The organism is Sorangium sp. So ce281 (genome assembly GCF_051527395.1).
Classification (GTDB): domain Bacteria; phylum Myxococcota_A; class Polyangia; order Polyangiales; family Polyangiaceae; genus Sorangium; species Sorangium cellulosum_B.
In genome coordinates, this window is record NZ_CP150322.1 from 239278 (window position 1) to 251443 (window position 12166).

8 protein-coding genes and 1 pseudogene are annotated in these 12166 nt (G+C 71.0%); 5 read left to right on the top strand and 4 right to left on the bottom strand.

Translation table 11 applies throughout. The features are described 5' to 3' along the window. Positions 1 to 92: 92 nt before the first annotated feature. The gene (locus WMF27_RS00900; RefSeq protein WP_437762153.1) at positions 93 to 2027 is read left to right on the top strand and encodes an ABC transporter ATP-binding protein; all 1935 of its coding nucleotides are present in this window, start codon (positions 93 to 95) and stop codon (positions 2025 to 2027) included. Beyond that, positions 2024 to 3946, top strand: coding sequence for an ABC transporter ATP-binding protein (locus WMF27_RS00905; protein ID WP_437762152.1), 1923 nt, complete (start codon positions 2024 to 2026; stop codon positions 3944 to 3946). The genes WMF27_RS00900 and WMF27_RS00905 overlap by 4 nt, the downstream gene beginning before the upstream one ends. Here WMF27_RS00905 and WMF27_RS00910 read toward each other — a convergent pair. From WMF27_RS00910 to WMF27_RS00920, 3 genes are all read right to left on the bottom strand, one after another. Further along, positions 3932 to 4357, bottom strand: coding sequence for an organic hydroperoxide resistance protein (locus tag WMF27_RS00910; RefSeq protein ID WP_437762151.1), 426 nt, complete (start codon positions 4355 to 4357; stop codon positions 3932 to 3934). The two genes, WMF27_RS00905 and WMF27_RS00910, sit on opposite strands and share 15 nt — an antisense overlap. A gap of 292 nt (positions 4358 to 4649) precedes the next feature. Next, the gene (locus tag WMF27_RS00915; RefSeq protein ID WP_437762150.1) at positions 4650 to 5231 is read right to left on the bottom strand and encodes a PAS domain-containing protein; all 582 of its coding nucleotides are present in this window, start codon (positions 5229 to 5231) and stop codon (positions 4650 to 4652) included. A 279-nt stretch (positions 5232 to 5510) separates the two neighbouring features. Beyond that, positions 5511 to 6266: a glutathione S-transferase gene (locus WMF27_RS00920; protein WP_437762149.1), complete on the bottom strand. Its 756-nt coding sequence runs from the start codon at positions 6264 to 6266 to the stop codon at positions 5511 to 5513. A gap of 463 nt (positions 6267 to 6729) precedes the next feature. Between WMF27_RS00920 and WMF27_RS00925 the strand changes: the two genes are divergently transcribed. Beyond that, a complete protein-coding gene (locus tag WMF27_RS00925) occupies positions 6730 to 7638 on the top strand; it encodes an MBL fold metallo-hydrolase (RefSeq protein ID WP_437762148.1) in 909 nt (302 codons plus the stop codon). Positions 7639 to 7668: 30 nt separating this feature from the next. Here WMF27_RS00925 and WMF27_RS00930 read toward each other — a convergent pair whose 3' ends face one another. Beyond that, complete coding sequence (locus WMF27_RS00930; protein ID WP_437762147.1) at positions 7669 to 10107, bottom strand: PAS domain-containing protein; 2439 nt, start codon at positions 10105 to 10107, stop codon at positions 7669 to 7671. 574 nt (positions 10108 to 10681) lie between these two features. Between WMF27_RS00930 and WMF27_RS00935 the strand changes: the two genes are divergently transcribed. Together WMF27_RS00935 and WMF27_RS00940 are read left to right on the top strand one after the other, a co-directional pair. Next, on the top strand, positions 10682 to 11602 hold the full coding sequence (locus tag WMF27_RS00935; RefSeq protein ID WP_437769914.1) for a transposase: 921 nt from the start codon (positions 10682 to 10684) through the stop codon (positions 11600 to 11602). A gap of 401 nt (positions 11603 to 12003) precedes the next feature. After that, positions 12004 to 12099, top strand: a pseudogene (locus WMF27_RS00940) (hypothetical protein); the annotation flags it as partial. Between the last annotated feature and the right edge of the window lie 67 nt (positions 12100 to 12166).

Sequence of the window (12166 nt, forward strand, 5' to 3'; positions counted from 1 at the left end):
CACGGGGTTCGTGCCCCCGCCGCTGGCGAAGGCCGCACAAATCGGTAGCTTACGGGCCCCGGCATGGCCGGTATGTCAGGTGCCCTGCGCTGATGTTGTCCGGTTCACGTCCTGATATCGGTTCCCTCGCTTCGTCTGAAACAGGGCGCTCCCGCGAGGGGGGCTCGCTCCTGCTGCGGCTCCTCGGGCTGAGCTGGGCGTACCGGGGGCGCGTCCTCCGTGTCCTCGGCTACCAGATCGTCCTGCTCTCGCTGGGGCTCGCCGGGCTCGGCCTGACCGGCCTCGCCATCGACATCCTCCGCCATCGGCTCGATCCGTCGAACCGCCTCCCCGATCTGCCTGTCGGCCTCGGGCGGCTGGTCGACGCCGAGCGTGAGCCCATGCGCGCGGTCCTCTCGATCGGCGCCGCCATCCTCGCGATGGCGGCCGCGCGCGCGGTGATCAACTACGGTTACGCGCTCTCGGTGGGCTACCTCGTCCACATGGAGATCGTCCCGGATCTCCGGGCGCGGGTGTACGACAAGCTCCAGCGGCTGAGCTTCCGGTTCTTCGACGCCAACAAGAGCGGCTCGCTCATCAATCGCGTCACCGGCGACGTGCAGCTCGTGCGCTCCTTCGTGGACGGGGTGCTGCTCCCGAGCGTCATCATGGTCCTGTCGCTCGGCGTGTACGTCGCGTACATGCTCCGCGCGCACGTCCTGCTGACGCTCGCGTGCCTCGCCCCGGCGCCGCTGCTCTGGATCGCGAGCACGCTCTTCGCCCGGTGGGCGCAGCCCGCCTACCTGCGCAACCGGGAGCTCGTGGATCGCATGGTCCTGAGCTTCACGGAGGGGCTGCATGGCATCCAGGTCATCAAGGGGCTCGGGCGAGAGCGCGAGGCCCACCGCCGCTTCGACGAGCGCAGCCGCGAGGTGCGCGAGCAGCAGCAGGAGACGTTCCGGATCGTCAGCGTGCTCAGCCCGATCATCGATCTGCTCGGGCAGGTGAGCCTCGTCATCCTGCTCGGCATGGGCGGGCTGCTCGTCACGCGCGACCGGATGACGCTCGGGCAGCTCGTGGTGTTCGCCGGCATCCTGCAGCAGTTCTCGGGGCAGATCGCGAGCATGGCGACGATCGTCAACACCGCGCAGCAGAGCTTCATCGGGGCGAAGCGCGTCTTCGAGGTGCTCGACACCCCCGTCGAGATCACGAGCCCCGAGGCGCCGGCGCGCCCTGCGCGTGTCGAGGGGCGCCTCGTGTTCGAGCGCGTCACGTTCGGGTACGATCCGGAGAGGCCCGTCCTCCACGACGTCCACCTCGACGTCGAGCCCGGGCAGTTCGTCGCCGTGATCGGCCCGACCGGCGCGGGCAAGAGCACGCTGCTCAGCCTGATCCCGCGCTTCTACGATCCGACGTCGGGCCGCGTCCTCCTCGACGGCATCGACCTCCGGCGCCACGACCTCGACCAGATCCGGCGGCGCATGGGGGTCGTCTTTCAGGACAACTTCCTCTTCAGCAACACCGTGGCGGCGAACATCGCGTTCGGCGCCCCACACGCGACGCGCGAGCAGATCGAGCGCGCCGCGGTCATCGCCTGCGCCCACGAGTTCATCCGGGAGCTGCCCGAGGGCTACGACACCGAGCTCGGCGAGGCGGCGGCCAACCTCTCGGGCGGCCAGCGGCAGCGGCTGGCCATCGCGCGCGCGGTGCTGCTCGACCCGCCGCTGCTCCTGCTCGACGACCCGACCGCGGCGGTGGACGCGAGCACCGAGCGCGAGATCCTCGACGCGATCCTCAGCGCGACGCGGGGGCGGACGACGATCATGGCGACGCACAGGGCGCACCTGCTCCGCCGCGCGCACCAGGTGATCGTGCTCGACCGGGGCCGCATCGCCGAGCGGGGGACCCACGAGGAGCTGCTCCGGCGGCGCGGCCACTACGCGAGCGCCCTCGCGCTGCACGACGCCCACGCCCTCGGGGCGCGGGCGGACGACACCCCCTCGCGCCGCGCCGCCTCGGGCGCGCGCCCCGCCGAGGACCCGGCGTGAGCCGCGGGGCCAACGCGCCGAGCCGCCCCGCGACGGCGTCGGGGGCGGCCCGCTCCGCGGCCGAGGCGGCGCCGATCGACGCGCGCCTCGGCCTCGCGCGCGTGGCGCTCGGGGACGAGCCGGACCAGCACCACCGCACGCTCGATCTCGGGCTCGCGCGGCGCGTGTTCGCCTTCACCCGCCCGTACGCGCGCAAGCGGAACGCGCTCTTCGCCCTCGTGGTGGTCAGGTCGATCCAGCTCCCGATCCTGACCTGGGCGGTCGGCGCCATCATCAGCGGCCCGGTGGCGCGGCGCGACGCGCGCGCCACGCTGCTCGCCGTCCTCGGCTTCGCGGCGCTCGTCCTCTTCACCGAGATCGTCTTCCACTACCGCGCGCGGCTCGCGCTCGAGCTCGGCGAGGCGGTGGTGTTCGACATGCGCGATCGGCTGGAGAGCCACCTCCTGGGCATGCCGATGCGCTTCTTCGTGAAGACGAAGGTGGGGCGCCTCATCGGCCGCATGACGTCCGACATCGACGCGATCCGGGTGGCGGTGCAGGACGTCGTGTTCGTGAGCACGGTGAACCTCGGCACCATGGCGGTCGCGATGGCGCTGATGGCCCACGCGCACTGGCAGCTCTTCCTCGTGGTGGTCGCGATGGTCCCCGTCTTCTGGGGGCTGATCGTCTATTTCCACAAGCGCCTCGGGGCCGCCCACCAGCGCGCGCAGGAGAGCTTCACCCGCGTGACCGCGACGCTCGCCGAGTCGGTCACGGGGGTGCGCGTGACGCAGGGCTTCGTGCGGCAGGACATCAACGGCGGGCTGTTCCGCGCGCTGATCTTCGACCACTCCCGCTACAACATGGATGCGGCGCGCCACTCGGCGACGTTCCTCCCGCTCCTCGAGTTCAACGGGCAGCTGTTCCTGGCCGTCCTCGTGGTCGTCGGCGGCTATCAGGCGCTCCACGGCGCGCTCGAGCTGCGCGTGCTCGTGGAGTTCTTCTTCCTCGCGAACCTCCTGTTCAACCCGATCCCCGTCCTGGGCAATCAGTACAACCAGGCCCTCACGGCGATGGCGGGCGCCGAGCGGCTCTTCCGCGTGCTCGACACGGCGCCCGACTGGCCGGACGAGCGCGGCCTCCCGGCGCTGCCGCCCGCGCGCGGCCGGGTCGTGTTCGAGGGGGTCCACTTCGCCTACGATCCAGGCAAGCCGGTGCTCCACGGCGTCGATCTCGTCGCCGAGCCGGGGCAGATGATCGCGCTGGTCGGGCACACGGGCAGCGGCAAGACGTCGATCCTGAACCTGCTCGCGAAGCTCTACCTGCCGACGGCGGGGTCGATCACCGTCGACGGGCACGATCTCGCGGCGACCTCGTCCGCCTCGCTGCGCGCGCAGCTCGGGCTGGTGCTGCAGAGCAACTTCCTCTTCAGCGGGACGGTGCTCGACAACGTGCGCCTCGGCAGCCCCGCCGCGACGGACGCCGAGATCCGCGACGCGGCGCGGGGCCTCGACGTGCTCGACATGCTCGACGCGCTGCCGGACGGCCTGCGTACCGAGGTAGGCGAGCGCGGGGCGGCGCTGTCGCTCGGGCAGCGGCAGATCGTGTGCTTCCTGCGCGCCATGGTCGCCAATCCGCGCATCGTGCTGCTCGACGAGGCGACGAGCGCCGTGGACGCCCTCACCGAGGCCCGGCTGCAGGCGGCGCTCGGGAGGCTCTTGCGAGGGCGGACGAGCTTCGTTGTGGCCCACCGGCTGAGCACGATCCGGCACGCCGATCGCGTCGTCGTGCTCGACCACGGGCGGGTCGTCGAGCAGGGGACGCACGCGGAGCTGCTCGCGCGGGGGGGAGCGTTCGCGGCGCTCCACCGGGAGCTCATGAAGGATGGGCCGGCCCCCGCGGAGGGAGCGCGCGGCGTCAGAAGGTCAGGCGACCTCTAGGCGGACAGGGACGTTGTTGCGGGTGGCGTTCGAGTAGGGGCAAACCTGGTGCGCCTTCTCGACCAGCTGCTCGGCGTGCGACCGCTCCAGGCCCGGCAGCGCGATCCGCAGGTCGATGTCGAGGCCAAACCCGCCCTCGGAGCGCGGGCCGATGCCGACGGTCGCCGTCACGGTGGCCTCGGCCGGGATACGGGCCTTCTCCTGCGCGGCCACGAGCTTGAGGGCGCTCAGGAAGCAGGCCGCGTAACCCGCCGCGAACAGCTGCTCCGGGTTGTTCCCCTCGCCGCCAGCGCCGCCGAGCTCCTTCGGCGTCGAGAGCTTGACCTTGAAAGCACCGTCGGCAGTGGCAGCGTGGCCATCGCGGCCGCCATGGGCCGTGGCTTGCGTCGTGTACTTCACGTCAACAGGCATTGGAGCGTTCCTTTCGTGGCGATGAGCCCGGTCACGGGCAGCGCGTCCCCGCCGGGCACGGCCCGACCGGGCCGCGCCGTTCGGGGATGCTCCCATAGTGCCCACGCTCCTCCTGGGCAACCGCGGGAGGAGGCGCCACCCGGAAATCACACACGGCATCGACCGCGCGGCGTCATCCGCCTGTCATCAGCTTGAAGGCAGCTTGCAGTCCCGACAGCCGTCGAGCGACGCAGAGGCGCTCCCCGCCACCTCACGTGAGCTCAAGGGCGCGTCGATGTGCGCGCCCGGCGGCTCACCGCAGCAGGCGGTTCTTCTCCTCGAGCTCCTCCGCGTGGATCGCCCGGCGATGGAGCGCCTCCCTGAGCTCGGCCTCCAGCCGCTTGAAGGGCGTGATGTCCCTGATCGTGATCGCGACACCGTCGCTCAGCGGGATGACCTGATGCTGGAACCACACATCCTTGTGCACTGGACCCTCGCTCTGGAGCACGAAGAAGGCGTCCAGGCTCCCTTCGACCGCCCCCCGGAACCGGGACTCGGCCTCGAGCCGCGACTCCTCCGCGCGCTTGCGATCCGTGATATCGCGAGCGACGAAATAGACGAGCTCCTCCTCCGGGTGAACCGACGCGTTCCACTCGATCCGCCGGTAAGAGCCGTCGCGACACCGGTAGCGGTTCGTGAACGTCACGCTGCCGCTACCGCCGAACACCTGCGCCGACTCGGCCAGCGTGCGCTCTCGATCGTCGGGGTGCACGAAGTCGATGAACGGCGTCGACAAGAGCTCTTCGCGCGAGAACCCGAGCGTGCGCTCCCACGCCTGGCCAATCCGCTTGAAGCGCCCGTCGAAACCGGCGGTGCCGATCAGATCCACGGACATCTCGAAGAAGCGGCCCAGCTCGTCCGTTTGCTACGCTTGTTTCATGGTAAATTTCACGGCTACCAGATCCGGCGTCCGTGATCGAGCCTCTGGCGCGACGCGAGCCTCAGCGCGGCGGACGCGCCTGCAAATGGTCGGGGGGTGTGTGCTGGACGGCCGCGCTCCTGGTCAGTCGCCCTCAACGCCTGAAGGAGAGAGCCCCGCGATGAAGCCCATGACCATGCTGGTATCCCCGGGCTTCACCGCGCTTGAGATACCGCGCTCGCCCGGGGGGGCCGGTCAGCTCGTGCGGAAGGCGCGGTAGAGCTCGTCGCGCCACGCGACCAGGTCGTCGTAGCGATCTCTCAGGTCGGGGTCGGAGAAGCACCGGCGGCTGGCGGCGCCGAGCTTCAGCTGGGCGGGCGGCGCGACGTTCACGAGGACCTGGCTCATCGCGATATCCGCGAACGTGAAGCGGCCGAGGAGCGTCCGAGGCGCGTCTCCGGACGGCGCCGCCCGCGCGAGGGTCTCGCGGATCTCCTCCAGCACGGCGACCTGCGTTTGCATGTGCGCCTCGCCGTCGATCTTGTCGCTGTCGTACTTGCGGAGGGTGCGGGCGACCCCCAGCGCCCCCAGCCGCGAGGCGAGGGGGCCGAGCGCGCGGCGGACCGGCCTCGGCGCCATCTCGGCGAGCGCCTCGTCGTCGGCCAGCATGCGCGTCAGCGCGCGGGCGCGCCCGGCGGCGAGGCCGCGCTCCGAGAGATCGATGAGCCGCGCGATGTCGGCCTCGTGCTCGACAGGGAACAGGGTCGGTCCCGCGCCGCGCCCGTCGGCCCAGCGCGCGATGTCGGCCGAGTCCCCGAGCACGCGCCCGTCGTCGGTGGTGAGCACCGGCACCGAGACACGGCCCGTGAGCCGGCGGAGCTTCACCCGGAGCGCCGGCTCGCCGACGAGCGGCTGGTAGTGCCGGAAGGTGTAGGGGACGCGCCGGACGTCGAGCGCCCAGCGGGCCTTCTCCGTCCACGGCGAGAAAACGAGGCCAAGTAGCTCGGTCATGGCGCCGGCAGGCTACCACACACCGCCTCGGGCCGATCGCTCGCGGGCAGAGACGCGGCGTCGGTGGGCCCTCGGGCTCACCGCGAGCGATCTCACGGGCAGGCGTCGGTCTCGTCGATCTGGATCACGAGGTCGCGCGGCCGCCCGAGGGTGTGGCGGTGGAGGAAGTCGAAGGTCGACTCAGGTCCTCAGCTCGTCGGCGACGCCGAGCGACGCGTGCAGCGCCTCGCGTGCGCCGCGGCGGAGCTCGGGGGGGCGCGCGGTGGCGCGGGCGCGGACATGGGGGGCGCTCCGGGGCGGGACGTGTCCAGGCGCGGCACGAACGTCAAGGCGGCCCATCCAGGGCGCCTCCCGTGGGGGCGCCTCCGCTCGTGGCCAGGCGTCCGTTTTTCCGTCGTTTACGCCGTCAGGGGCCCGGAGATCGGCATACCCCGTGCAGTCACAGCGCCTCATGCGCTCCGGTGTGCGAATCCATCATCTCAACTGCATCTCGACCTGTCCGGTCGGCGGCGCGCTGATGGACGGGCGGACCCTGGGGCTCCGCGGGAGGCTGACGTGCCATTGCTTGCTCCTCGAGACGGAGAGCGGCCTGGTCCTCGTGGACACCGGGCTTGGGCTGCTGGACGTCTCGATGGCGAGGAAGCGGCTCAGCCGGTTCTTCCTCTTCCTCGTGCGACCGGAGCTTCGCGCCGAGATGACCGCGCGCCGGCAGATCGAGCGCCTCGGCCTTCGGCCCGAGGAGGTCCGCCATATCGTGCTCACCCACCTCGATTTCGACCATGCCGGAGGCCTTGACGACTTTCCTGGAGCCCAGGTCCATCTGCTCGCCGACGAGCGTGACGCCGCGGTCGCGCAGCGGACGCTCCTCGACCGGATGCGCTACCGGCCGGCTCAGTGGTCGACGCAGCCGAGCTGGATTGCCTACCCCTCGGGCGGTGGCGAGCGCTGGTTTGGCTTCGAGGGCGCGCGGCCGGTGGGGGGGTTGAAGGACGAGGTGCTCTTCGTCCCGCTCATCGGTCACACGCTGGGCCACGCTGGCGTGGCTATCCGGAGCGATGGCGGCTGGCTGCTCCTCGCCGGCGACGCCTACTTCTATCACCGAGAGATGGACCCGGTTCGGCCGGCGTGCACGCCGGGTCTGCGTTTCTATCAGTTCATGATGGAGAAGGACCGCGGCGCGCGGCTCGAGAACCAGCGGCGGCTGCGCGCGCTGCGCGAGGAGCGCGGCCACGAGGTAAGGCTCGTGTGCTCTCATGACGTCGTGGAGTTCGAGCGCATCACCGGACGAAGCCATGCTGTGCCGGCCGGAGCGGGGAGGGGCGTGTCGGAGCCACCGCTGTGGGCCCCCGCGTCGGTCGCGGGGTCGCGCTGACCGCGCACGGCAGGCCAGGGCGGTTCGTGATTACATCGCATCCCGGCGCGGCGCCGCGCCCACCGGAAGCGTGAAATGGAACGTCGTGTGGCCCCCCTCGGGGCTCTCGACCCAGATCCTGCCGTCGTGGGCCTCGACGAGGCGCTTCGCGATGTACAGGCCGAGGCCGAGGCCGACCACGCGCTCCTCCTTCGCCTTTCCCCGGAAGAAGCGCTCGAACAGGAGCGGGAGGTCCTGGGCCGGGATCCCGCGGCCGCTGTTCCGGATGGAGATCTGCACCTCGTCGTCGCGCCGCTCCAGCGCCACCTGTATCGGCGTCTCTGGATCACCGTATTTGACGGCGTTGGAGATGAGATTGGTGAGCACCTGCTCGACGCGCCCGGCGTCTGCGTGCACGATCGGGATCTCCCCGCGGCGCTCGACGTCGATGGCGCGCCCCTCGGTCTCGCTCTCCATCCGCTCGACGACCGCCTCCACGAGCGCACGCAGGTCGATGGGAGTGCGCTCGATCGCGAGGCGACGCGACTCGATCTGGGAGATGTCCGTGAGATCGGAGACCATCCGCCCGAGCCGCTTGGCGCTCGCCAGGATGTGTCCCGCCCTCGTCTTCACCGCGGTCGTGACCTGGGGCTTCCGTTCGAGCTGGGTCGCGTAGCCGATGATCGTCGTCACGGGCTGCTTCAGGTCGTGCGCGACGACCGACGTCCATTCTTCCTTGAGCCGCTCGAGCTCCTTGAGCCGGGTGATGTCGTCGAAGACGACGACCGCGCCGAGCAGCTTGCCGTTCCCGTCGACGATGGGGCCAGCGCTCGCGAGCACCGCGAGCATGCTGCCGTCGGCGCGCCGGAGCGACAGCTCCCTCGAGCTCGTGACCTCGCCTCGCAGCGCGCCCGCCGACGGCTGCTCCTCGTCCATGAGGGGCTGCCCGTCGGGCAGGCACAGGCGCCATGCGCCCGGGGGCCCGGGCGGCGCGTCTGTCCCGGCGAGCTCCTGGGCGCGGCGATTCCGGGCGATCTGCGCGCCGGCCCGGTCGAGGAGGAGGATGCCGACGGGCGAGCGCTCGATGACCGCGTGGAGCCAGCGCCGCTCGGCCGCGAGCTGTCCGAGGAGCTGCTCGCGCTCCTCGTCGGCAAGCTTCTCCGTGGTGACGTCGCGCGAGATGCCGATCCCGGCGATCGGGTCTCCGTGCTCGTCGCGCTGAATCGTGATGTGGGTCGAGACCCAGCGGGTCCGGCCGCTCCTGTCGATGATCCGGAAGGTGAGCCGGCCGCCGGCCGCGGCCATGTGCTCGACGAACGCATGATAGCGCCCGACGTCCTCGGGATGGATCAGGGTGACGAACAGCTCAGGGTTCTCGTACCAGGCCGCGGGCGGATAGCCGGTGTGCTCGAGGACGGCGGGGTTGATGTACTCGTAGCCCCCCTCCGGGCCGAGCCGTATATGGAAGATGACGTCGCTCGCGTGCTCCGCGATCATCCGCAGGCGCTCCTCGCTGAGCCGCAAGGCGCGATCGGCGCGCCGCTGCTCGGTGACGTCGAGGGCCGTGCCGATCATCCGCAGCGGAGAGCCGTCCTCGGCGCGGATCACGTCCGCCACGGTGTGGAGGAAGCGCTCTTCGCCGTTCGGGCGGACGATCCGGTAATCGACGCAATAGGGCAGGGTGCCCTGGAGCGCTAGGTCGACGGAGCGTATCACACCCTCGCGGTCCTCCGGGTGGATGCAGGCGAGGAACCGCTCGTACGTGAGCGCGCCGGCGTCGCGGGACAGGCCCAGCATCCGATAACACTCGTCGGACCAGAGCAGCTCGTTGCTCGGAATGTGCCAGTCCCAGTTGCCCAGCTTTGCCAACCTCTGCGCGCGGGCGAGGCTGTCCTCGCTCAGCCGGAGCGCGGCCTCCGTCTGCCTGGCTTCCGCGAGCGTCGCGTGGAGCTGCTCGCGCGCGCGCTCGAGCTCGTGGTTCTCCCGCTCGAGCTCCTCGATCCGCGCGCGCTGGGCGTGCAGCTCGGGGGCGGTGAGCGCCATCCCGAAGACGCTCGACAGGGCGCCCGCGATCTCGACCTGCTCGGTCTGCGGGAGGGCGGGCTGCGCCGTGGCGCAGAGCAGCACCGCGCGCAGGGTGCCGGCGAAGGCGATGGGGATCGCGAACGCGTGGGTGCAGCCGCAGCGTCGGCGCAGATGGCCGGCGTCGAGGAGCGCGTCGGCGCTCTCGTCCTCGGGCGCGACCCGCGCGATGTTCGAGCGGGCGGCGGCGCCGGCGAGGCTCGGGGCGTCGAGCGGCAGGCGCTGGAGGGCGTCCAGCGAGCCCGCGCTGCCGCCCGCGCAGGCGACGAGGCCGAGCGTGGGCGGCGCCTGCGCGACATCGTAGAGGCAGGCGATGTCGACGTGGAGGAGGCGCACCGCCGCCGCCACGATCGCTTGCTGCGGACTGTCATCGCCGGCGCGCGAGAGGGCCATCGACGCGTCGGCCACGGCGCGGGCGAGCGTGTCGCCCGACGCCGGCGGATCCCCGCGGTGTCGCTCCCTGGACGGTCCACCCCGTTCGGCTCCGCGCCCTCTGTCGTCGCTGTTCAATCCGCCCCTCGCGCGTTCTACCCGGATCCTGGTGAGCGCGAAGCGAGACTATCACGAGCCTTCGCGCCGCAACCTGGTTCACGCGGTCGTCCATCGCGGCGGCGCGACCCCGCGGCGGCGCGACCCAGGTTGCGGCGCGGCGCGGCCGTCCATCGCGGCGGCGCGACCCCGCGGCGGCGCGACCCAGGTTGCGGCGCGGCGTGGACCCGTGGACCCGACCCAGGTTGCGGCGCGGCGTGGACCCGACCCAGGTTGCGGCGCGGCGGCGCGGCGCGGCGGTGGCTCCGACCAGGTTGCAGCCGCATCGCATCGCGGACTGACCGCAACCCAGGTCGGGCTAGTAGTAGTCGTCGTCGCAACAGCTCCAGCTCGGGTGGCGGCCCGCCAGGCGGCCGCCACCCACGAAGCTTGGTCGAGCAGCGAAATGATTGATGAAAATCCCTGGCACGGCGCTTGTTTTATTGCGCCTGTCATGAGCCAGCCCCGCGAGATCGCTGCCGGAGCCACGTACCTCATCACCCGCCGCGTCCTGCGCCGGCACCTGCTCTTCCGCCCGGATGCGGCAATCACCCAGCTCTTGGTCTACGTCCTCGCGGTGTCGACCCGCCGTTACGACATCGAGGTCCATGCGCTCTGCGCCATGTCAACGCATCTGCACTTGGTCGTGACCGACCCGAGGGGCGTCCTGCCGCGGTTCTTGCAATTCTTCCATCGCATCGTCGCGCTCGGCACGAAGGTGCTTCGCGGGTGGGAGGGCCCGGTATGGGACCACGAGGCCACGAGCGTGGTGCGGCTGCTGACGCGCGCAGCGGTGGTGGAGAAGATTGCTTATGTCATGGCGAATCCTGTCGCCGCTGGCCTGGTGCAGAATGCTCGCGAGTGGCCGGGCGCCAAGGTGGATGTGGACGAGCTCGGTCGCGGCGTGCTGCGCGCGGCACGACCTTCGGTGTATCTCGACCCGGAAAACCCCCAGTGGCCCGAAGAAGCGACGGTCTCGCTCGCGCTGCCGCCGGCCATCGAGCAGGACAGCGCGGAGGGCTTTCGCCAGGACGTCTCTGCCGAGCTCGAGCGACAGGAAGCGCGGGCCCGCGCGGAGGTGCAGCGGCGAGGACTTCACTTCTTGGGCGCCGAGAGAGCCTGCAAGGTGTCCCCTTACGAGCGCGTGACGAGCTTCGAGCCGCTGCGCGACGGCAATCCGACGTTTGCGGTGGGTCGCGAGCAGGGAGATGCGTGGCGAATCGCTGGTGCCGCTGTACGTGCGTTTCGAGCGTCGTACCGTGCGGCACTTGAGCGATGGCGTGCCGGCGTACGCAGCGCTGTGTTCCCCGCGGGGACGTGGTGGATGAGCACGTTTCACGGCGCCAGCGTGGCCGACGTCGTGCTCACGGTGTAAAGCCCGAGCGGCGCCGTGGCAGGGAGGTGGGCGGGACGGGCGAGGTCACCAGTGCCTTGTCGTGGGGCGCCTCCGTATGGGACCGGCGGTGTGGACGGACGAATCTCGTGCAGCGGTGTACCCGTGCCTTCGTACGTCTGCAGGCGGTGCCGAACGCATAGGAAGCGGCGTCAGGGGCAGAGTGCTGTACGCGATGGTTGGCAGCGCGGAACGATTCCTCTCGAAAGGTGTACCCATGGGATAGTCATTCCGAGGTGGGTTGCCGCTGCGCCCCGGCCGCAACGCAACCTGGCCGCATCGCAACGTAGGTCGGTCGTTTACGGGCGCGGCGCCGGCGGCGGCGCGGCGCAACCTGGGTAGGGCGTTTATGCACGGAGGACTGCCACTTCACCCCCGTGCGCGTGAAGGCGCTCGAACCCGCGGCGCAGATCGTCGCCGGTGCCTACCCTGCCTGCGCGATTCTCAGGAACGGTAATACCGCGTGCTGGGGCGACAACGACGAGGGCCAGCTTGGCGGCGTTTCCATCGGCTCACTGAGTACCTCCCCGAGGTGGGTCTCGCTCG

Excerpts from the sequence above, each read along its gene's own strand:
- WMF27_RS00900 (WP_437762153.1), top strand. The coding sequence starts at position 93 with ATGTTGTCCGGTTCACGTCCTGATATCGGTTCCCTCGCTTCGTCTGAA.
- WMF27_RS00910 (WP_437762151.1), bottom strand. The coding sequence starts at position 4,357 with ATGCCTGTTGACGTGAAGTACACGACGCAAGCCACGGCCCATGGCGGC.
- WMF27_RS00915 (WP_437762150.1), bottom strand. The coding sequence starts at position 5,231 with ATGTCCGTGGATCTGATCGGCACCGCCGGTTTCGACGGGCGCTTCAAG.
- WMF27_RS00920 (WP_437762149.1), bottom strand. The coding sequence starts at position 6,266 with ATGACCGAGCTACTTGGCCTCGTTTTCTCGCCGTGGACGGAGAAGGCC.
- WMF27_RS00935 (WP_437769914.1), top strand. The coding sequence starts at position 10,682 with ATGAGCCAGCCCCGCGAGATCGCTGCCGGAGCCACGTACCTCATCACC.